This window comes from Paenibacillus sp. FSL R7-0163 (assembly GCF_037969975.1).
Taxonomy (GTDB): Bacteria; Bacillota; Bacilli; order Paenibacillales; family Paenibacillaceae; genus Paenibacillus_AQ; species Paenibacillus_AQ odorifer.
Genome location: NZ_CP150224.1, coordinates 6,620,025 through 6,644,203, shown reverse-complemented (window position 1 = coordinate 6,644,203; position 24,179 = coordinate 6,620,025). Strand labels below are relative to the sequence as shown.

Genomic DNA, 24,179 nt, shown 5'->3' with positions numbered 1-24,179 from the left:
CTACTCCTTCCCCTTCTCCACATTCGTCGGAATATGGATCACGATTGTTGTCCCCTGATTCTCGGCTGATACAATTTCCATTCTTCCTTCAAGCAGCTCTACACGTTCCCGCATACCTACTAGCCCGAAGCTTTCCCGATTACCTTGCTGATTTTTTAACTTTTGTACATTAAAGCCTAATCCGTTATCTTTAATCACAATCTTAATTAACTGCGCTTGGTATGTAATCTCCACCAATACGAAGCTTGGGTAGGCATGTTTTGCTGCATTAGACAATGCTTCCTGAACCAGACGATATACCGCCGCCTCCATCGCTGAAGATAGTCGGTGTTCCTGTCCCCGGGTTTCCAGAGTCGTCCGCAGTTTCGTCTTTTCTTCAAAATCATGCACATATTTCCGCAAAGTCGGAATCAAGCCCAAATCATCGAGAGCCATCGGTCGTAAATTAAAAATAACCTTACGCATTTCTTCCAGGCTGTTACGAACCTGCCCTTTTAAATCTACTACTTCGTCCTGCACCAGCCCAAATTCCTGCTTTACCAGCATTCTTTCTACAATTTCCGTCCTAAGGACTAGATTTGCCAGCATTTGAGCGGGACCATCATGAATTTCCCGGGCAATTCTCTTCCGTTCTTCTTCTTGAGCCAGGATAATTTTGAGTCCGATCATCTGTCTGTTCTTCGCCGATTCGACAATTCTCGTCACTTGGCCTAGTTCTCCCGACAAATATTCGAGCACTACGCTCATTTGCGAACCAATTGACTCTGCACGCTCTACAGAATTTTCGACACTGCGCACTCGCATTTGTAATTCATCACGTCTGCTTCGAAGATAGACCTCTCGCTCACGCGTCATCATGAGTTCGAGCTGAAGCTCTGTAGCCTTCTCATAAGCAATACGGATATCCTTCTCTGAGTAGCGGACAAAGTCCCGGCTGACCTCTGTCAGCCGGATTCTGGAGCGGTGATACTGTAACTCCAGCTTGTCTACCTTTTTCAACGTTTCATCCGTTTCGTCCATGACCCGCTGCAGTTCCTTGTTGAGTGCAGCAAGTTCATCACGTGCAACCTGCAATATTTCAAAAATCTGATACTTGCTGCTCTCCATCACGTCGATGGTATTTTTAATAACGCGATCAATCGCATCGGCTTGAAATTCCACGGATGCTTGCCCCTTTTCTATCGGATCGTATTAAGGTTTTCCTTATATATTAACATATCACGATTCGATAGTTACGGTCTTCGTTTTCTGTTCCCATTTTACAGTTAATCCTAACTGTTCAGAAACCAGTCTCAGAGGTACTAAAGTCCTACCCTGTAAAATAATAGGTGCTACTTCAGCACTTTGTCGCTTACCATTTAACAGGTATTCCTTTTTATTTACCGTCAGATCCAGTGCCTTGGCTCCGCGCAACACCATGATCTTCTTATTCACCTGATCCCAGGTAGCATTCCCTCCAAAAGCATCCAGCACATAACGGATCGGCACATAAGTACTGCCGTCTTTCACAATTGGAGCTACATCAATAGCCTTCTTATTTCCGTTTACGGTCATTGCTTTGGAGCCGATGCTCATCGAAGCTGTACCCTTTGGTAACCCTGCATCACTGGAAAGTGAAGGCATTGTGAAGGTGATATTATCAAAAGCAACGGTACCTGTCTTCGCCCGTTCATCTTGGCCTTCCTCTACGTTGACTACATAAAGTCTCTTCAGCGTAGCCGGGAATTTAATCCCTGATCCTGACAAGTCGATGTTTATGTTCTTCCAACCGTTCCAATCGATAATCTTCGCAAGATCTACATAGGCTGTAGCTCCACTATTGTCTACAAACTCAGCACGCAGCCAATTTAAGCTCATATCGCCCATCACATCAACTGACATCGAAGTTGCAAGCGCTGGAACGGCTTTTCCACTTGTGCCGTTAAGTTGAGCATAAGCGTACATTTTACCGCTGCCAGCCGTCATATCATAACTGAGTGACAGCACCTTGGAGCCTACTCTTTCAGCCGATCCGTCTACTATCGTTGCAGTCCCCTGCACCGCTGGCACATTGGTAGTAAAGTTGACTGGATAACTTACCTTCTCGAAATCTTCCCATGTTGTAGCTGCTGCTGTCGATAATACAACCGCTGTGCTAAATCCATCATAACGAGCAATAGCGTAACCTGTAGTAACCCCTGCATCCACAGAGTTTACAGTAAGCTTGCCATTTTGCACGACTCCCTTAAAGCCTACAAACTCCCACTTCAGCGCTGAATCTGGAACGCTTATGGTTGCTCCACTCTTCGTAGAGGCCTTTACAGGGACAGATACAGTTGTCCCAGCTGTCAGTGGCGCTGTAGCAGTGCCTACACTCATGCTGGATAGATCATCTCCACCCAAGACTGTAAGGGTTGTAGAAGCGCTTGCTACGCCGCTTTTAGCCGTTAAGGTAACGGTGCCTGGCTTCACTGCCGTTACTTCTCCTGCACTTACAGTTGCGCTTCCTCCGCTTGATGTCCAAGTAGGATTGCCTGCTGCTACATCTATAGGGTTATAGTAAGTGTCATAACCTTTTAACGAATAAGTAGCCTTTTGTCCAACTAATAGCGAAGTGCTTCCGCTAATTTTAATTCCTTTTACTTCACCTTGTGGTGCGTTAGTATAAACACCAAGCGCGTTAACAATGCTGCGCTGCTCTGTGCCATACTCTGTATTAAAGGTTAGTGTGGCTGAGCTTTCACCAAGAGGCCGGTCTACCATCGTTGTAGAGCCGCCTCCGTCTAAGTTAAGCCCTTTCCAGACTCCAATATTGGTCATAAAAGATTGCAGCTCGGTCAATGACATTCCTGAGCTGTTGCCATTTTTTTCAGTAGCTATAATATAAACATAACGTCCATCCTGAGAGTATCCTAAAGCCGTACGTGCACGATAACCGCCAATGCTGCTAGTCGAGCGAGAGAACGTTGCAGCTTTTCCGTTATTTACAAGAATCGTATGTCCACCAATCATTGTTTGCAGATTAGCAGGATCTAGCGATTGCTGCGTAGTCTTGGATTTCAGGGAGTACACACTTGTTACCGGTTGTCCTACAGTCAGATGGGCAGTAACATACCGTGCGGCTAAGCCATGGGCCCGCAAAATATAAGCTCCCTTTGGAACCGCTGTAGGAAGCGCAGCATTTTCAGATATTTGAGTAACTACGCCGTTCTCAACGAGCACCTCTGTCGGTGTGGTTGAGCTGTTTTTGGGACGATCGAGTGCGGTCCATACATCCGTATAGATGTACATTGCATTAGCATGGCTATAAGTAGAGCTTCCACCTTCAGGACTATAAGCACCTTTATTGATACCGGATATCTCAAACTGTGCGCCGTCAGGTGCGGTTACCATTCCTTCAAAGCTGAACTCATCAATAAGAGGCTTGCGGTCCTTAGTCACTGCAAAGGCATACATTCCATCCAATTGCGAAGGGGTGGATACCAATACTCCACTGGATACTTGTCCACCAATCGGAGCGCCTTCCCCGCCTGTATTAAAATAATCTCCGTTTACTGCAGCCACGGCTCCAGTTTCCTTAGCCATCCCGCCAGTACTTTGACGTGTTGTCAGGTTTCCACCTTTACCTGTCATAACATCTAATGAAACATATGGATTGTTGAGGTCAACGCGAATAACATCCGCCAAGCCAGAAGCACTCGCTCCTGAACGTGTAGCCGTATATTTGTATTTCATCATAATGGCGCCCGAAGTAATTACTTCTTCTCCCAGCTTGCTTACTTTAAAATTAGATGTGGCTGCGGCAGCAATTGGTGTGGAACTATGACCAAACATTGCTAAGCCTTCACTGCCAATTACCGGCATAATCCACAACACACCTGCTAATGAAGCGGCAACCCATTTTTTAGTAGATGATAATTTTATTCCCCGAACAACTTCTCTACTCTTCTTCTCCATGAAAACTTCATTCATTTCGACGTAACTCTCCCATCTCTTTTTTACTCTTCAAGTCCGTTATCAAAAGTCTGGAAACTGGTTCCTATTTTTCTAGTACTCTTTTAATAGACTGAAAATAAGCGAAAAAGTTGCGAAATTGAGAGATTTCAAGCTTTATAGAGTCTCGTAGCACAAACTATTAACATAAAAAAAAGCCCAGCAGAATGCCAGGCTTTACCAATCAATTTATTCTACAAATAATCTGTTTGCTTCAGCATCCGATGCAACATCACAGCAGCTTGTGCACGAGTGGCATTACCCTGAGGTTGGAACTCACTTGTGGTCATTCCCAAAATAATCCCCGATTGCACAGCTTTAGCTACGAATTCTGCACTTTGATTCTGAATTTTGGACTTATCCTTAAAGCGAGCCAGTGTTGAGGCAGAAGTGCCGCTTAATGTAATAGGATGTTTGGTGTATTCCATTGCCCGAATCATCATGATTGCCATCTGCTCACGAGTGATATTATCGTTAGGCCGGAAGGAGCCATCCGTGTTCCCTGTAATAATACCAGCCTTAGCTGCTGCACCAATATAGTCTCCAGTTTGTGTGGAAGGCTGCACATCCCGGAAGCGCTGTGCGGTCTCGCGATCGCCTAGCAAACCAAGTCCCCGGCTAAGCATTACTGCAAACTCTGCACGGGTAATCTTTTTTTCTGGACTAAATGTAGTCCCGTAACTGCTATCGATGATAGTCTTTGCACTAAGCTCAGCTACGATCGAATTACTCCAATGCTTACTCATATCTGAGAAGGCCCGGGTTGATATAAAGGTTCCTAACACCTGATTACCCTCCGTACGAGCACGAATAATCGTATAGCTACCTACCGTACTTACTTTTGTTGGCAGATAAGCTGCATCGTAATAGGAAAGATCCAGTCTAGCAGCAGATGTCTGCGCATTGTTCAATGAAGAAGTTGTACGCACAGTGTATTCTCCAGGTACCGATAATGCCTTAGCATTAGAATAATTGCTGCTTACTATCGCAGTCACCCGGACATCCATAAGACTAGTAACGCTCTGCATCCCCATAGTTTTTAGCTTTTGCTCAAATGGGGAGAACGTACCTGCCGGAACCTTTTCTAAGCGGAACACCAGCGAGATATTTTTACTGTCTGCAATCAAGCTAGTCGCTAATCCGTTCATATCGATATCGTCTAGTCCTACGCTATATAAGTGATCGCCATAACGTATCATAAATTTTGTGGTTTTACTGCGATTTACAGCATCAAGCAAAGGCTTTAAAGGAACAGTCACATAGGCCGATTGTTCTGTAGCAGGCACCTCAAAAGCTAATGTATCACTACTTGCCTTATACAGATATTCATAACTGGCCGTCAGGCGATCTGTGTTTAAGGTATATCTTTTTACAGATTGATTGTATAACGAACGGTCATCCACGATTTGTGAAGAGTCACTCTTCAGCAGCGCGTATTCTTTTCCAAACTCACTTGTTGCAAGCGTCCCTAGATAGGATGGACGATTTCCCGTTCCGGTGCTCACGCCGGTTAGGTTCTTAACAGAGAGAGAAGAGAATGAGGACAGTACATTACCGTTCAGATCCTTGATCGTACCTGAACCTGACATATAGGACAAATCGATAGTTTGCCCGGTCTTTACTACTGAGGATGTTGTTATTTTTAAAATATCCCCTGACAAAGTGTAGTTTTGTACACCCATACTGCTTCCATCCGCTCTAACTCCGAACTGATTGGCGTAGAGGGAACCAGATGCCTGCATATTTTTACTGAATGTAACCGTAAGCTCATCGCCATTGATGGTGGCAGAACTAATCTCAGGTATGCTAGTGCCGCTATTTTCCGAGATGGACACAGGCTGCAGGTTAATATAAGCTGCACGGTTTCCATTTAAATCGCTTATTCCGGTAGTCCCTGGAACATAGGATACAGTAACATTCTGATTCACCGTCAAAGCACTCTGGAGCGTTAGCGTGACCTGTGAGCCACTGACTGATACATTCGTAACATAGTTAGGAGTGCTGCCAACAAGCACAGAGAACTGGCTGTTCATCGGGAGGTTTGTCGTTGACAAGCCTTCATTGTAATTCAGAAGGATTTTATTTCCACCTCCGGTTGCACTTTGGAACACGGGTGGAATTGTATCGTTGCTGTTGCGAATGTAGAAATCTGTGAAATCCGCAATATTTTGTCCAAAAGAATTCTGCAAAGGATAAGAGCCTGCATAATAGGAGACACGAACGGTCTGGCCATTAGAAGCATCGCTATTTAACCCTAAATATACAGTGTTCCCGCTGGAGCTTATGGAGTTGACCCCTAGGGATCCCCCATCTGAAGTCACTAGAAACTGACTATGTGCGTAAGAGGAAACTGCCTTTAAGGAGTCATTGAAATTCAACGCTACAGTTCTACCTGTGATCCGTCCATCTTTTGGTGTAGGCATGGAGGACTCGATAGTGTTAGTAACCTGCTTTGAGCTAAAGGTGCTGGCTGCATTTCCGCTTGGATCTTGAATGGTCCGCAGGCCACCTGTATAGCTAACCTTCACGTTCTGTCCAACCGCTACCCCTGTACTGAGTACCACATAGGCGCTGTCTCCCTGGATATAGACACTTTCAATTGTACGGTTCTCATCATTCACCGTAGCACCAAAGCTGGAGATCAACAGTGCAATGGAAGAGTTGAGACTCTCATTGTATTTTAAACGAATGGTCCGATTGTTCTCGAGTGATACAGATGTGAGCTGTGGAGCTGTTTTGTCCTGAGACAAGGTCCGGAAGCTCCATGAATTTTTGCCGCTTAGTCCATCATAGATAACATTAGCATCAATAGCGTCTACAAAAGCTCCTTTAGCAATATCAATATAATAGGTTGAGTCGCTATCTAAAGCTGTTTTAGGCGTAATTACATATTCGTTTGCAGCAGTTGTACTCCGGTTAACAGTAACCGGAACCTGTGCGCCACCACTTTTATAAAGCGCTACACCATTTTCCACAGCACTGTTATAATTCACATTACGATTGAATGTGACAGAAAATGATCTGTTGTTAGCTATGGATTCACTCCGGTCAGCTGGATTTAGCGCGCTTACGTTAAGTCCTGTCAAAGAAGCCGTTGTAAATGTCCAGGTATACGCACCCGAAGCTGGAAATACATTTCCGTCTTGATCGTAAAAAGCTCCCTGCGGTATCGTCACCGTATACTGCGTACTGTTTAGCAAGGGTGATGCTGCTGATGCTGGAAGCAATGTTATAGTTCTGCTGCTTCCTCCTGTAACGGCCGGGGAGTTTACATTGAGCCATCTCGTTCTAGCATCGTTAGCAGCACCTGGAGATACTGTTATGGTTCCAGCTGCAGGCATCATAGGACGATCAAATGTAAGCTGTAGGGCACCAGTGGTAGATACCCCACCTGATCCGTTTACCGGTGCAGGAGTCACTGGAATCTCTGCCACACCTTTAGTAGAGAAGCTCCACACTTCACCGCTTGAAATCCCGGAATACGTTCGATTATCAACATCCTTAAAAGCATAAGAATCTATAAGAACATAATAGTTACTTCCGGAGGCCAATGTTTTATCCAATGTTAGTTTAACTGTAGTAGAGTTAGCATCAGTCTGAACGTTGACTCTAGTATCATCATCCTTAATTTTGAACTCTTGTACGGTTGCATTATCTGCAGATGACAAAATCCGTATGGAACCTCCACCTTTTAACAGGTTTTTATTTAAGGTTAGACTTAGCTCCTTAAGGGCTCCTGCATCCACTCTTGTATTATTAGCAGGTGAAAAGTTACCTGCCGTAATCGCTGTATTACTCTCAGGCGCAGTGGTAAATGCCCATGAAGTAATACCTGACTCATTACCATCATTATCCTTGAACAACCCCTTAGGGATTGTCACTGTATAAGTCTTGTTTGAAGTAAACTGTTGATTTAGCTTAAGCTCGTAATCTTTTGAACTACCAATTAGACCATAACTACCAATAGGAATCGTTAAAAAAGGTGAGCTATCACCTTGACCCGTAATAGTAATTTCACCTGACTGCGGGTTTACTTGACGATCAAAGCTCAGTCTAAGAGATGATCCGATATTTACATAACTTGCTCCAGGCGCTGGCGAGACTGTTATACCAAACTCTGATGCAGCGTACACTGCTGAATTCCCTATTCCAATAGCAGGATAACCCGAACCAAGTACTAACTCTCCCGCTAGAATAAGTGCCGTCCATATTGAAATTTTTCTTTTCATTCCGTGATAGACTCCTCTCAAGCCATACTATCGTCTTTATGTATATTCTTATATTTCGGCTAAAAGGCTGGCAAAGTTTAGTAGTCTACTTCTCTATGGTTAGATTCACTAGCCCTGCTCGTTTTCGCACGCAAAATAGCCCGCAGAGCTGACACCATGGCCAACTTGCGGGCTAACATATTATAAGACCGTATGATTGAATTACAACCCTGCTTGATCTCTTAGCAATTCTGCTTTATCTACGCGTTCCCATGGAAGATCAACATCAGTACGTCCGAAATGACCGTAAGCTGCGGTTTGTCTGTAAATCGGTTTACGCAAATCAAGCATAGAAATGATGCCCGCAGGGCGAAGATCAAAGTTGTTGCTGATCAGTTGAACCATTTTCTCTTCACTGATTTTACCTGTTCCGTATGTATCCACATTTATCGAGACAGGAGTAGCTACACCGATGGCATAGGCAAGTTGGATCTCACATTTGTCGGCCAAACCAGCAGCTACAAGATTCTTAGCTACATAACGAGCTGCGTAAGCCGCAGAACGGTCCACTTTAGTTGGATCCTTACCTGAGAATGCTCCGCCGCCATGACGAGCATATCCGCCGTATGTATCGACGATAATCTTACGGCCAGTTAGACCAGCATCCCCTTGAGGACCCCCAATAACAAAACGTCCGGTTGGGTTAATAAAGTATTTGGTTTCTGCATCAAGCAGTTCCGCAGGAACAACAGGCAAAATAACATGTTCTTTAATATCCGCCTGAATTTGTTCAAGAGAAATTTCCTCTGCATGTTGTGTAGATACTACGATAGCGTCTACGCGTACAGGTTTTTCATCTTGATACTCAATCGTAACTTGTGTTTTGCCGTCTGGACGAAGATAGTCCAAGGTTCCGTTCTTACGAACTTCAGATAAACGACGTGCAATACGATGTGATAAGGCAATCGGAAGTGGCATCAGTTCAGGTGTCTCGTTCGTAGCAAAACCAAACATGAGCCCTTGATCGCCTGCACCAATATTAGCTGTTTCTTCAGCTACTTGAGCAGGATCACGGTGTTCTAAAGCAGAGTTAACACCTTGGGCAATATCAGCGGACTGCTCGTTAAGAGAACTCAACACAGCACATGTATTATAGTCGAAACCATACTTTGCACGTGTGTATCCAATTTCTTTGATGGTATTGCGTACGATGGCAGGAATATCAACATACTCTGATTTGGTACTGATTTCCCCGATCACCAGTACAAGACCTGTTGCTACTGCTACTTCGCAGGCTACACGTGCATTAGGATCATTAACTAAAAATGCATCCAATACTGCGTCGGAAATCTGGTCACAGATTTTATCCGGATGCCCTTCCGTAACGGACTCAGAAGTAAACAAATGACGCCCTTTAATAGACAAGTATAACAACCTCCCATATGGTTAGTCTGACACTGTATAAGGGATTCCTTAATGATAACAGGCCAAATAATAAAACTAAATAATATAAATAATTCAGGTTTGCCTGATTTCTTTTTATGAAGGATTTTCGCAAAATTTAATGCCTGCATTCACTAAACTCTTCAAAAAATGAACCTTTTCCATATGGAAAAGGTCTAAGGCTTTCCTCAAAAGTCATATTATCTTATTTAGGGGGTGGTGTCAATTAAACACAGAGCCCCCCGTGAGAGTATGAATATTGATTTCACGCTATAAAAAAGCAATATCAGATAAGGAATAAGGGTATCCTAACCCCTGATATTATTGAAAAAGAGACTGTTCAGCTTGCTTAATGAGTCTCTTCGTAATTTCTCCTCCAACAGACCCATTATCCCTTGAACTCAGATGCCCAAGGTACTGACTACGGCCAGAACCACTACCTCCGACTGCTCCTAACTCAGAAGCAAACTCCGTGTCTGCCCCGCCTCCATAATGAGCCCCATATAAACCAAATTCAGCTGCAATTTCATATTGCATTTGTTTCAGCATTGTCCGACTTTCAGGTACGACTGTACGATTATTACGTGCCATGTTACAGCACCTCCTGTGAATTTGTAAGATTACAGGAATATTGTGCGTCCATCACTTAATCTTCAATCGCGCCAATGATTTGTAACTTTGGAAAACAGTTTGAAGGTATGATTAAGTCCGTTTACGGGCATTATGAATATATATCATTACACATTATTTCAAGGTATATCCACCACGAACCATCACAACAAGACCAAGGGTTTGACCCTCTTGAACAGCTATACCACGACCATCACGAGGGAAGGACAATAAGTGGTTAGATGGTGCAGCTAGTCCATTTGTAAGATCTTTACCATCTGTTAAATCGGCCACACCATTCGCATCTTGTGAAACGATTACTGCTTTACCCGCGCGAACGATAAATTCAGCGCCTGCAGAAGCAATTAAAGTTTGGCCAGGCTTCACATCAACAATCACAGATTCATTACTACTATTTTGACCAGGTGTAGCTACTGGCGCTGTGGTTGCACTAGGCGCAGGTGTAGCAGTCGCTACCGGAGTCGTCACTGCACCACCTGAAAGTGCTTTCTGAATTTGCTGATCGACGTAGCTTTTAGTAACTACAGGATCATCCGTTGTGCCAGGCTGAGAACCAACACCTGCACCTTCAGCAGTAATGTTTAGCAAAGACCCAGCCCATATACCACCAGCCAGCAATACAGCAGCGGTTGTTACTTTCCATACCGATTTCAAAGAAGTTCCTCCTCATTATTGGGGATAAAAACCTATAAAAAAAGAATAGCCTCCGAAGAGGCTATTCTGTGCTTCGGTAATCGGAGATTACTTAGCGGAGATTTCTGTTTCGCCTTTGATCTTGTTGCCATCAGCATCGAAGATTGCAGCGTCTTTCTTAACTTTAACAATGATTCTGTTAACACCGTTGGCGTTAAGATCAAGTTCTTCTTTAGCACCAGCAGCGGAATCAATGATTTTCTTGGAGAATTTAACAGACCATTTTCCTTTATCAGATCCGTATTTAATCGGAGTGATAGAAAGAATGTTATCTGATGAAATTTTGTTGCTAGAATTAACATCAGTGTTGATGTAGAATTCCAGGTTCGCTTTCAAGTCAGCTTCAGTTGTAGCTTCATTCAGGTCTTTGGAGAATCCGAGAATCAGTTCAGTTGAACCTCCGCTGGATACTACAGCTGAATCAAACGCAGGGCTAATTCTGCTAGTCAGCTTACCTTTTTGTTGTGCAACTGTACCATCGATTACGTTACCAGCAGTATCAGTAACACCATTCACAGCAAAGACATAGTCTTTAGTTTCTGTGATGCTGGAGCTAGGGATATATACATATGCACGAGCACGAGTTGGGTTAGTAGCAGATGATACTTCTTCGCCTTTTTCGTTCAATGTTTTAATTGTAACGTAAGAAGTGCTTGGAAGACCAGCATTGTTCAATGTGTAGCTGTTTTTATCAAGAATTGTGGATGATTTCAAACCGCTAGCATCAAACAGATCAACAGTGATCAAAGCATCACCATAAGTGTCATCACCAACAGATTTGCTATCATAGAACTTGATAGGAGCAGCGCCATTAACAACCAACAATTCTGGAGCTTTATCGTCAGTTGAAGTAGATCCGATTGTTACAGGCAATACTGCAGCAGTCAGTTCATTTGCACTGTAGGATTTATCTACGAACAATCCTGCAGGAATACGCAATGTGTAGCTACCAGCAGTTGGTACACTTACACCAGTGATAGTGAAAGTACTTCCGCTACCTTTAACAAGACTAGAATTGTGAAGTACAGTTGTAGCTTCACCAGTAGTATCATTAATCAGTTGCAGGGTGCCTTTACCTTTGTATACAACATTTTCAGAGAATTTCAGAACCAGACCTTTATTAACAGCTGTAGTTGTGTAAGTAACACCAGTTACAGTAGGAGCTACAGTGTCTTTAGTAAAGGTAATTGCTTGGCTAGCAGCTGTTCCCAAAATGTTACCCAGAGTATCTTTTACAGAAGCTCCGAATACTACAGAACCAGTGAAAGTTCCAGTTGAAGGGAAGCTAGTCAATGGGCTTTGAAGGGTGAACTTCTTGCCATTGTCAGTAGTCAACACTTGGAACGTACCTTGGCTTTCACCAACGGAGTTCAACAAGCGAACATTACCAACCAAAGAAGCACGATCAACTGTTTTGTCGAACTCAACTTCAACATACTTGTCACTTACTGGAGTTACGCTCTTGATTACTGGAGCAGCAACGTCAGAAACTACAGTTACAGTAGTTTTGATTGGGTTAGGATTAGCTACATTACCTGCAAAGTCAGTAACGTTAAGCAACGATACATCGTAAGTTTTGCCGCTATCCAATGTTCCTGCAGACAATTTATACTCAGTGTAAGTATCATTTGTTACAGTTACAGTAGCAACTTGACCATTTACGTAAGCAACAATACCAGTAGTTTTAACTGGTTCGCTGAATTTCACGTATACATCTTTAGTAGTTGCTTTTGCAGTAGAGCTAGCAGAAGCAAGTGTTGGAGCAACTGTATCAGCAACAGTGATCAGTTGTGTGTAAGCTGGGATAGCTTCAGCAGATGTTGTTGTTACAGCATCGTTAAGAACTACAGTGTAGTTACCTTTAAGGAATTTAACTCCTGGCAGGGTAATAACAGCTTCAGTGTTGTCAGCGTTGAAGGTAACATTAGCATTAGCTACTTCGTTAACATCACTACCCACTTTAGTTACTTTTACTACGCCGTCGATAACTTTGCTGGATTCAGCCAGTGTATCAACATCGATTGAACGGTTAAATTTGATTACTACTTGTTTAGCATTTGGAGCTTCTGCGGAAACAACCTTAGGAGCTGCCAAAGTTACTTTTGTAGTGTAATCATGATCATTGTGTTTGAAGTTGATTGTAGTTTCAACGCCTGCTACAAGAGCAGTTGTCAATTCAACAGTTGTAGTAGTTTTGTCAGAGAAAGTAACAACTACTTTAGTTGGGCTCAATGCTTCAGCAGAAACGATTGTAGCTGCTTGGCTCAATTGATCAACAGCATAAGCTGTTTCAACTACCAAAGAACGGCTAGCGTTAGCTTTGAAGTTAGTGTCTTTAGCAACCAAACCTGCATTGATTACTGCTTGAGCATAACCTTTAGCCCATGCGGATGCAGAGTTATCAGTTGTAGTTGGTTGTTCCAATTTCAAAGCGCGGAACAATACAGCCGCAACTTCTTCAACTGTTACTTTACCGTTGTAATCGAAGATACCTTTAACAGTATCTTTACCTTGCATGTAGTTTACTGCAGTAACAGCTTCGATGTAAGGCACTGCCCAGTTCGATGCGTTGTAACCTTTGTCTTTGTAAGACAATTTGTTACTTACTTCAGTAAGGTCGAACAATTTAGTAACGATCTTCGCGAACTCAGCACGAGTAAGATCTTTTTCAAGGTGAGCTTGACCATCTGGGTATCCGTTGAGAATACCTTTCGCTGCCAAAGCATCAAATTTTTGTTGCGGAGTTGTTGCTGCGTCACCAAACGCTACAGAGGCAAACATCGAGAATGCCATTGCTGTAGATAATGCTACGGATAAAATTTTCTTCATAACCTTTTTTTCTCCTCCTTGGACGTTCATAAACTGAGATTTTTCTTTAGTTGAGTAGCTCATGTCACTCATTAGCCGATGCACCCCCTTTCCCGAGTTGAGCAAATTAAGTATAAATAATGTCTGTGACGGGTATCACAGAAACTGGTAAACGATTTTAGGACATGACAATACTAGATTCCTAATTATACCTAAGTATTATACAATGTGCCTCAAGTCACGTAAAGCTAATTTTTCCATTTTGTTAAATTGGCTTTACCAGCGGTTAATTTCAGCCTCTGTGTAAATGACTCTACACCTTAAACGCAGAAGATTTGAAAAAGTTGCGGTTTCTCAAAAAAAATCTTCTTTTTTATATTTTCCGGTGTGATCCCATTAGAAGATACATATGTATGTTCTACTAACTATTGTTAATCATGGGTGCCTACGGAAAACAGTATATCATAGTCGCTTTCTAAACGTCATTATGCAATATTTACTAAGAATCATTAACACTTGTACTATTAATTTAAACATTCCTACAAAAAACAAAAAAAGCGCCGTTGCCGACGCTTGCTTCTATTACATTGTTTCTAACGAATCTTCATAGATAATTGGATCAATTCCTGACGCTTCTCAGGACTCGAGTTCACATTGTCATACATTGCATCAATAGCTGCGCGGTTCTCGCGGTAGCTCTTCTCATGCTTGATTGTAGTATGAGACCATTCGATCAGAGCATTCTCAGTAACAACAAGCTCGTTGTATGAATCGTGGAATCCTGTTGCTTGCACCAGTTCTTCCATAACCTCTTGAGTGATCTCCTGTAGTGCCCGTTTAGCTGCAATTTCCTTCTCCAACACTTTTGCTCTATTCTCAAACATATTCTTGGCTTTCATGTAATCCAACTGTGCTTTTGATAAAATCGGTTTCATCGATGGCTTTCACCTTTCAGAAAATAATATTTTCTACATTATTGTATCGTAAATCGGTGCAGATTACAAAATTTATGTCGCTGGTAATTGTTATCTTTACATCAAAACTCCGACCTACGAATACTTTTCGCAAGCCGGAGCACTTTTTTTTATTCTTTAGTTAAAGTTCTTAGGGAAGATGCTTGTACTCTTCTGTAAGAGTGCCACAGTAATCTTACCGGCCTCTGCTCTAGTCAACTTACCCTTCGGGTTAAAGTTATAGACGGGCTTCTTTTGGCCTGTAACGGTCACAGCGCTTCCTTCCATAATCTTAGCTTTAGATATAGCTTCAATTGCAGGACGTGAGTAGAAATCCATGTTACTTGTATCAACAAATGATTTGCTTAAGCTTGCTAGCAGTTTACTGTCATTCAAAGACATCTTGAGTTTCAACGCCCTAGCTATCATTACTGCGGCTTGTTCACGTGTTAAGGCTTGATCAGGCCCAAAGAAGCCATCACTGAGGCCTGTAACAATACCTGCCCTAGCAGCTGTCTCAATGTGTTTGAAATCCCATGTGGCCGCGACGGCTTCTGGCACAATATCAAAGAAGGTTTGTTTATTAGCATCATAGTTCAAAGGAATACTTAATGATTTCACCAACAATGTTGCAAATTCACCACGAGTGGTCAAATCATCGGCTCCGAATGCATCTGCTCGAAGATTAGTCATAAATCCTTTGGAATACAATCCATTCATTATATTTCTGCCCCATGGATGATTCGTAATATCAACAAAACCACGGCGCAGCTTCATAACAGTGTAATAACCAAATTCATCGAATGGAACGGTGATGGTATGTTTCTTCGTATCTACGACACCGCCCAAGTTCTCCCACTTACCTGAATCTGTATATCGGAATACTGTAATAGTCGATCCCACTTCATCCACTATGCTGGAGTTGAAAGTAAGCGTCAATTCACCACGTTGGGAAGGTACGATTTTTCTTGTTTGACTATACTGTGTAAAATATCCAGTCTTTCCACTGGCATCCACGAAATGTGGGGTAACCCCGTTAGTCTCAAGATTAACGCCATCATTTCCTAGACCCCCACTAAGCCAATAGATATCCGATACTCTCGAAAAGTTATTAGTAGAGACGGTTGATGTAAAGCGCAGAGCAAGATCCTGTGGAATCACAAGCTGCCCGCCCCCGCCTTCGGTTCTGTCGTCACTACCCGTTACATTGATAATGTTCCCGTAATCATTCTTACGTTCAACAACGCCATCAGCGGGATCCGCAATACCAAACAACAGTTTTGTATTAGGATAATATTTTGCAGCACCAGAGCTAGTATATCCCTTCATAATCGTACCTTTAGGGAAGTTCAATTCCAAGGTTTTATTAAAGACACTATACTTCGTAGCTACCTTCTCCGCCATATATTGTGTATCAATCTGCACAGCACTGGCATAATACACATTTATGGTATCGCTTATTGTGGAGTTAGCACGAACCACTTGTATCTTAATAGGATTCGATTTGTCTGCTTTTAAACCCACATAATCATAGGTGAAGCGATCTTGATTTGGCAAATCCGTACGTTTAATTGCTTCTTCTTTGCCAATTATTACTTTAGTGGCACCTTCAGCCTCAATATCAAAACGAACAAAGTTTTTGTTAACAACAATTTGCTCACCTACCGTCGCTACAGGTGACAGAAGACGATATGGAGCAACTTCCCGCACTACTTCAAGACGTTGTGTAGTTCTTGCTCCTGTTTTGTTAATAAGCTCTAGGGTATAAACTTGACTTCCTGGGGCATCAAATTTAATGTCACGTAATCTTAAAATAAAGTTTTTAGCACTGCCAATGTAGTCATAATACAGACCATTTGCAGCCACTTCATCAGGATAACGTTTAGGACCAATAGGTCCAGCGGATTCCGTACCGTCAATTAGCAGCTTATCTTGCCCCGTCGAAGTAAACACCAAAGTAGAGCCCTGATAAAGATTCAGCGTTGTAGCACCACTACCTTGTAGTACCAAGTCGAATTTATCTTTGTTTGTTGTATATTTTTCATCCTTATATACAATCTCAGCCGGCAATGCCAGCATGGCATTACGCTCGACTTCATTAGAAAGGGTTGTAGTTGTAAAAGGTAAACGATTATCCCCTAAAGTAGGATGGAATTGTTTTATCCCAGAAATGTTGGTATCAATGATGTAAATTTTAAGTTCTTTTTTGATAATACGTTGGTTACCAGCATTATCTCTTGAGACTCCAGTAAACACGATTTTATTCTCACCGTATACCAGTGGTCCCGTCTGACTGATTGTCACAGTGAAATTAAAAGTTGTTTTATTTACTGTTGAGTTTTTTTCTACTTCAAGCTTAAAAGGATTGCTAGATAATGAGTTACTGTCTGTACCGTTAATTTGCACTTGTGCATTTTCTATATTTTCGAACCCGATATATTCCCCAGCGACATTAAGTTTTTTTTCTACACTGGAATCGAATTCGTAGGTCTGACCATCTTGCAGATTACTTACATATATATAGTTTTTCGATACATATGAAATATCAGCATTATAGAAGGATTCTGATCCTTTATAACGGAATTGTACCTTTTGTTGACCATTAGAGAACCCTGATATTTTATAAATATATTCATTTGTTCCTGTGCCTGCAGTTACATAATCTATGGATAGTGGTTTATTACTCAAAGGCAAATAGTTTGCAGTTATATCTGCTGGGGTTGTTGATCTATTTGTCTTCGCCATTATATAGAAACTATCCGTCTCTAACTGTTGGCCATTCAAAGGCAATTTAGAGATATTGGTAAGATCACCTGAGCCTGTATATCCAGGAAGGTAGTACATTTCTGTTATAACAGTCTCATTTTTCAAAAATTTATATGAATAAAGATGAGAACTGCTGTGGCTGCCATAATCTACAGACAATTTAAAGTCATTTACACCCGCCAAGATTTCTAAATCAGCTGCAGTCTTAAATTTAACCAATTTATACGTTGGCGTAACGCCATCAGGACCAGGAATTGTTAATTCTTCTGTCACAGCACTAATCGTTACAACTTTTTCGGAACTATTACCTTTATTAAGAGTTAGCACAGCATTTGTTGCAAACGGAGCCACGTTATATGGAACTAAGATCTGTCCAGTAAAACCTGCAACACTTGGAGTCAAATCAGCAGTCAACGTAGGCACATTATCATTTAAGATATTATAGTCCGCATTGTCGTGGTTGATGTTCAAAGAAGCGTACGGTTGATCCTTATCAAAGAAATATACGGATCTGTCTATTGTTATTGAATCCGAAGCATTTTGAATAACAATCTTAAGCGTACTTAATCCCGGACTCAAGTTCAGCGCGGGGGTGAAAAATGTTCCGTCTTCCAATAGGGAAGTTTGTAATGCAGTTCCTCCATTCACGGAGACACTGACTTTAGTGGCATTCGTTACTTTACCTTGAAGAGTAACTGTAGATACTGGTACGACAACTTGTGTTCCTTCATTTAAATTAAGCGCAGAAGGACCACCCAAAACTTTTAATTCTGTTACATAGGGAACTTTATCATAAAGAACATAAAATGATTCTGAACGTTGGAGATTCCCTTGCATACCAGAAAAGGTCACCTTATTAAAACCTGTATACAAAACAAGACCAGATGCTACAAAACGGTTATCCGGGCTATTGGTATCTGTTGTTACCGCTCCCGTAGTCAGGTGAGTAGCATCTGTTACCCATTTATTAGATTGACTATCTTTTGTAAGCTGCTCTACAGTAACCTTCATCGTGGAAGATGTTACCTGAGAGTAGGTTCCTGTAATTGAAAAGGTAGGGCTACTTACTTTGTAAACACTAGAACGGTCAATAAGTCCCTCAGGATTAGGATTAGCTGTTGTTGCTACAACATCCTGTTTCAACAGAACAGTATTCCGTAATGTGAGATCATCCGGACTGAAGAAAGTCGTGGAGCTCGTGGTAGCCGCTGCCGCTATGGGCGTGTATTTACCTGGGAACATAGAAACGATCAAAGCCGCCAGCATCAGCCAAACGAACGGTCTCTTAAAGCGTTGCATGTGTTATATCTCTCCTTTGAGTATAAATTCTCGTAAACCTTCACTTTGTTCTTTATCGGTCATAGGAAGCGATATTTTTAGGGAAAACAACAAAAAACTCATCCGAAAAGGGATGAGTTTTGTTAGTTATAGAAAATATTAGAATAATACCATTAATAAATTAAGATTTGGAACCTCTTTCCGGATTAGCTTTCATACGAATTCTTAAAAAGAAATCAATCAACGGACGTTTAGTCTTACCGATCAAACCTGTAACTTCCGCACCGATCTGCAAGAAGAAGAGCATGATGCAGATGACTACAAAGGTAACCCAGTTCGCCTCGTAAAGAGCGGCAGAGGATTGAATAACAGCTAAAACTCCGAAAAATGCAGCAATACCATAAATAATGAGCACAGTCTGACGATGACTAAAGCCTAGCTCGCGAAGGCAATGATGCAAGTGACCTTTATCTGGTGCAAAGATTGGTTTCTTCTGCAGCTTACGGCGCACGATCGCAAAGAACGTGTCCGACAACGGTACACCAATAATAAGCAAAGGTGTAATAAACGAAACCACGGCAATCTGTTTAAACCCTAGCAAAGCAAGTAAAGCTAAGCAGAAGCCTAAGAACAGCGATCCCGTATCCCCCATAAAAATCTTGGCGGGATGGAAGTTGAAGAACAAGAATCCGATTATGCTACCCAGAAGCAACAGGCATAACATTGCAACCATCGTGTTACCCATCAAGAAAGCCATTACCGCAATCGTAGCAATCGCAATCCCTGATACACCAGCAGCAAGCCCGTCCAACCCGTCAATCAGGTTAACAGCATTGGTGACACCAACAATCCAGAAAATCGTAAGCGGGATAGCAATCCAGCTTTCCAATGAAGAATACGTATTGTTAAATGGAATATTCACAAAATCTACAGTAATACCAAAACCGAAAACTACAATACATGCTGCGACAATTTGGCCCAGCAGCTTCAACTTTGCTGATAATTCAAATCGGTCATCCAACCCTCCGATAAGTACAATCAGTCCGCCGCCACACAGCAGCGCTTTGATGAAGTTGGCCTCCCGCGGAGTGAACTCATATGGAATAATCGGCAATACGGCAAGCAGGCCTAACACAAACGCCAGAAAAATAGCTAATCCGCCAAGGCGGGGCATAATTTTCGTGTGCACTTTACGAGCATTCGGCACATCTGTCGCACCAATCTTAATGGCGAATTTTTTCACCAAAGGTGTGAGGCCAAGTGCGAGTCCCATGCATACGATAAATCCAGCGATGTATATGATTAACATTTGATCAGTCGACCCCCATTTCTCTACCGCATTGAATTATACGCTGTTACAAAAACAAATTCCAATCCCTTTTTTAGGCTATTCATCTGATTTTCTAGGTGAATATCGGCATTTGACTAGACTTTTGTTACTTTATCTTTCTCACGCACCACTTTTAATGCGAATTTCGGCAACGCAAGCATTCTTTTGTACCGCGTAGGCTCTTTTAATAAACGGTACAACCATTCAATTCTCATTTTTTGGAAAACTTTTGGCGCTCTCTTGCTCTTGCCAGAAATTACATCAAAGCTGCCGCCGACCCCCATCATGATCGGAACACCTAACTTGGATTTGTGTTTTGCAATCCATGGTTCCTGACTATCCGCGCCTCTGGCCACAAATAATAAGTCAGGATTGGTTTTAACAATTCCAGCAATAATTTCATCGTCCGATTCCGGACCAAAATAACCGTCATGATATCCTGCAATAATAACACGCGGATATTGCAATTGTAACCTTTCAGCGGTTTCCTGAATCACCTCAGGTGTAGAACCAAGGAGATATACCTTCCATCCATATCTTTCACCCTGTTGCATCAATTCATGTAACAGGTCAAACCCAGCTACCCGTTCGGTTACAGGCTCCTTACAATAATTAGCAGCCCATACCACACCGGTTCCATCTGGGACAACCAATTCAGCTGACTTCATTATCTCCATATAAGCTGGATCTTCCAAAGCAGCCATAACCATAATCGGATTAGCTGTAATCACTTGATGCGGGATACGGGTATGAACCGCCTCTGTCAAATAAGCAACAGTTGCTGCCATATCCACCTTGGAGACTCTAATCCCAAAAATAGGAACTGTAGGTACCGCGCTTTCTGCTTTCACTTTAGATCATCCTTTATGGTGGAAATATTCTACGATTTGCCGTGCTGGAGCCCCTGCTTCTTGAATCAACGAGGAGAGGATCGTCTCCCGCTCATTTCTCCATCCCTCTGTTGTTTCCAAAAGATGGCCTATCTCAGCAGCAACTTGTCCAGCATCTAATGATTGGGTCGTGCCCACAGGCTGACACCGAACTCTGTCTAGAAAATGATCAATTTTCGGATCATAAGAGATACCAATCAGCGGAACTCGCCGCCCTGCGGCATAAATCAGGCTATGAAGACGCATTCCGATCAGCACTTCACATTGCCCTACTTCCCGCAGCATGTGTTGCGGATGACTGGCATCTTCACAAATACTGACCTGCCCCCCATGCTGGCTTATATTTTCTTCCAGCTTCTCCATCACATAACGTGAGGCTTCAATATCCGATGGAAGATGAAACGGAAGGAATCTTAAATGCAATGGTTTCTCAAGATTCGCCTTAATCAAGCCTTGAGCAAGAGCGTCCAGCTCCTTGCGATCTTGTTCCCAATAACGTACCGAAATACCTACTACCGGAAGTGAATCTGAAGACTCTGGTAATTCAGCAGCATCAGTATCATCAGGTAAAGATAAGCCCATCACCGGGTCAGGAACAACCTCTATGTTCTTCTGTTCTAATCCCATAGAAAGTAAAAGCTCGCGGGATTGTTCATCCCGCACAGAGATATAGGTACATTTGCGAAACACTGATTTGATTAATGGGTGGAAAAGCTTACGATTCACAGGTCCGATTCCTTGAGCATAAATAAAGGTCGGTTTACCCATCCACTGCGCAAGCTTGATAATACCTAAATAGTAAGGAATACTCTTGCTTCCTGTTACATCTTGCAGCAAGCTACCTCCACCGCTGATCAGACCAGAACTCTCATAAATAGCTTGACGGACTTCAACCAGCTTCATCCGGTGCACAGATTTCACTCCATATGTGGCGCTAGTCCACTCAGGATCGATGGACAAGACAATGGGTTCGATCTCTATACCTGCAGCTTGAGAATGTTGTTGCAGTGCAATCAATATAGATTGCAGTACCGCCTCATCCCCGCTGTTATGGAAACCGTAATAACCGGAAATAACTATCTTTTTAGGAGTGGCGACCATCGTTTCCAACACCCTTCTGCAATTTGCCATACGATTACGGCAATCACACCAATGATCAGTCCTAATCCAAGACCGAGCAAGCCACGAATGAGCGAGATCAGAACTGGCGAGTGAATATGTGCAAAGGTATCCACCATGGAGAGCTGACCGATTACAGCAATAATCATGATAAACGCTGCATTCCGGTATCTAAAGGCCAAGAATGCACCAAGAATTAATAACGGATGCGCTAGCAAAAACTCTTTATTACGCGGTCGAACGCCAACCGTATTTTCCAAGAAGGTACGTAAAACCATTTCCAGCGGACTCACACTGCCACCGTTACCTGTACGGGTCATGTAATAATAGCCAACAACCGCCAAAACAAAGGCAATGATAATCATCGCAAATGTGATTGGTGTCCGCAGCAGCTTACCTGTCTTGTTAAAGACAAAATCCCCGCGATACAAAAGTACGTAAAGTGCCACAAGACCGATAGGCGCCATATGAAGCAGACTGACACCACGGAACTGGTTGAGAACCAGGCTATAAGTAACATTATTAAGCAGTGCTATCATAAACGGCACAGCGCTCAAAGAGATCAGTGAAGTCTTAAAATAAAGCACTAAGCTATGTGTAAACCGGCGTTGCGGGCTCATAGCCTTATAGGTAAGGGGATTGCTCCGTAGAGGTGGCCCCATTTCATTAACCTTACGAATGGCAAGCACAACGGCAAGCGTTGGTGCACTTATCGCAGCGGCAAGCGCGAGCGCTTGTTCAAACATTTCAGGCTTCACTAGCATCAGGCCTGCACTTCCAATCAGACCTAACACCCAGGCAGCAAGCGTGAGCTGTGGAATGAAGTAAGAGACCAGCAGAGCCACTAAAGACACTGCTCCAACCACCGCAACTAACTTAAAGTAACGTTGATAAGAGGAATCTACAACCTCAAATGCCGTAGCTTGTCCCAACTTAAATCCATTATCTTCAATCTGCTCAACAGCTCCGCCTGGTTCGCTTAGGCTGGTAATAAGATTATCTAATGTATCTGTTACCTGTGCCTTAGCAGTATTTCTTGCAGGAATCGTGTTTAAGTAGATCATGCGGATATTCCGATCCTTTGTTGCCAGAGCGAAACGGTCCGAAATCACTTTTGGATCTAAAGCAGAATCACCCTCACTAAGGGAATATAAACGCGTCACATTATAATCCAGCAAATAAGCGAGCCTGTTAAAGCCCTTTTGCTGTTTCTTAATATTCTCAATTGCTGCAATCCCCATTCCACGTTCCTTAAGGAGATTAGCAAAGTCAGTGATACTGCCAGTATCGGCATCATCATTAAACCCTTTAACAGACTCACCTTCAAATAGAATCCGTTTAACACCCAATTCCTCATAACGATCCAACAGCTTCTTTACCGTGGCTTCATTATAAGTCAGAGAATCCACAAGACGAGGTACAATACTGAATCCCTTGTTGTGCAGCATCTCCAATGTAAATGGATCGGGCTGGAGCGGCTTCAATGTAGCATCTTCTAGCGGGGTCTCAATGATAAGACCCTGCTGTCCGCGGAAACTCCAGTCTCTTGAATTAATCCCAAGATTACTAAATGCTTCTTTAATTACAGGCGCTAAAGTATCGCTGTAATCAGCACTGGTAAAAAGAATATAGGTATAGTTCTCATTTTCAGGAATGATCGTGTCCGTAAGATTAGCTATATCAGCCGCACCCCATATCATCAGACGACGCGCCTTACGATAATCTTCCAATGTGCTTTCGTAAATCGCCATACTCTGAACACCCGCGTCTTTAAGGCGATCTAACTGCTCGGAAATATAATCTTGTGGATTTGCACGATAGCTGGCTACATCAACCAGATCACGATAATCAAATACAAATTCTACTGTCTTGGAAGACTTCTCCGTCTGCAGTCGATCATAGACCACAGGCAAGGCTGCTATAACGCCAACCACAACTATGATCCACAGCCACTTTCGGGAAGTAATATTCCAACGTTGCCATTTTTGCCGCACCAAAAGTACCTCCTCTTTCGCTTTAAAAACTCTTTTAACAAAAGTAGAAACGGATCGTCATCCTTTTAGAGACGGTACCCGTTTCTACATAAAAT

At 42.6% G+C, this 24,179-nt stretch carries 13 protein-coding genes; all 13 read right to left on the bottom strand.

The annotated features are described in order from the left end of the window. Positions 1-1,161, bottom strand: a complete 1,161-nt coding sequence (locus NST45_RS29130) for a sensor histidine kinase (RefSeq protein WP_036681511.1) — start codon at positions 1,159-1,161, stop codon at positions 1-3. A 57-nt stretch (positions 1,162-1,218) separates the two neighbouring features. Next, positions 1,219-3,951, bottom strand: coding sequence for a stalk domain-containing protein (locus NST45_RS29125; RefSeq protein ID WP_081383173.1), 2,733 nt, complete (start codon positions 3,949-3,951; stop codon positions 1,219-1,221). Between the two features lie 215 nt (positions 3,952-4,166). Continuing rightward, the gene (locus tag NST45_RS29120; protein WP_076212563.1) at positions 4,167-8,201 is read right to left on the bottom strand and encodes an Ig-like domain-containing protein; all 4,035 of its coding nucleotides are present in this window, start codon (positions 8,199-8,201) and stop codon (positions 4,167-4,169) included. A 201-nt stretch (positions 8,202-8,402) separates the two neighbouring features. Beyond that, entirely contained in the window at positions 8,403-9,605 is a 1,203-nt protein-coding gene (gene metK, locus NST45_RS29115) for a methionine adenosyltransferase (protein ID WP_036681514.1), read from the bottom strand. A 339-nt stretch (positions 9,606-9,944) separates the two neighbouring features. Continuing rightward, positions 9,945-10,214 (bottom strand): alpha/beta-type small acid-soluble spore protein, encoded by a 270-nt coding sequence (locus tag NST45_RS29110; protein WP_036681516.1) that lies wholly within the window; start codon positions 10,212-10,214, stop codon positions 9,945-9,947. A gap of 153 nt (positions 10,215-10,367) precedes the next feature. Next, positions 10,368-10,907 carry a hypothetical protein gene (locus tag NST45_RS29105; protein WP_038573625.1) on the bottom strand — a complete coding sequence of 180 codons (540 nt, stop codon included), beginning with the start codon at positions 10,905-10,907 and terminating at the stop codon, positions 10,368-10,370. Positions 10,908-10,994: 87 nt separating this feature from the next. Then, entirely contained in the window at positions 10,995-13,847 is a 2,853-nt protein-coding gene (locus NST45_RS29100; protein ID WP_052097368.1) for an Ig-like domain-containing protein, read from the bottom strand. Positions 13,848-14,347: 500 nt separating this feature from the next. Further along, on the bottom strand, positions 14,348-14,689 hold the full coding sequence (locus NST45_RS29095; protein WP_036681520.1) for a hypothetical protein: 342 nt from the start codon (positions 14,687-14,689) through the stop codon (positions 14,348-14,350). Positions 14,690-14,845: 156 nt separating this feature from the next. Next, positions 14,846-18,772, bottom strand: coding sequence for an S-layer homology domain-containing protein (locus NST45_RS29090; protein WP_076099679.1), 3,927 nt, complete (start codon positions 18,770-18,772; stop codon positions 14,846-14,848). A gap of 160 nt (positions 18,773-18,932) precedes the next feature. Next, complete coding sequence (locus tag NST45_RS29085) at positions 18,933-20,060, bottom strand: MraY family glycosyltransferase (protein ID WP_036681523.1); 1,128 nt, start codon at positions 20,058-20,060, stop codon at positions 18,933-18,935. Positions 20,061-20,176: 116 nt separating this feature from the next. Next, complete coding sequence (locus NST45_RS29080; protein ID WP_036681526.1) at positions 20,177-20,932, bottom strand: WecB/TagA/CpsF family glycosyltransferase; 756 nt, start codon at positions 20,930-20,932, stop codon at positions 20,177-20,179. Between the two features lie 6 nt (positions 20,933-20,938). Further along, on the bottom strand, positions 20,939-22,072 hold the full coding sequence (gene csaB / locus NST45_RS29075) for a polysaccharide pyruvyl transferase CsaB (protein ID WP_036681529.1): 1,134 nt from the start codon (positions 22,070-22,072) through the stop codon (positions 20,939-20,941). Further along, a complete protein-coding gene (locus NST45_RS29070) occupies positions 22,048-24,084 on the bottom strand; it encodes a DUF5693 family protein (RefSeq protein WP_036681532.1) in 2,037 nt (678 codons plus the stop codon). Before NST45_RS29070 ends, csaB begins: the two co-directional genes overlap by 25 nt. Positions 24,085-24,179: the final 95 nt, after the last annotated feature.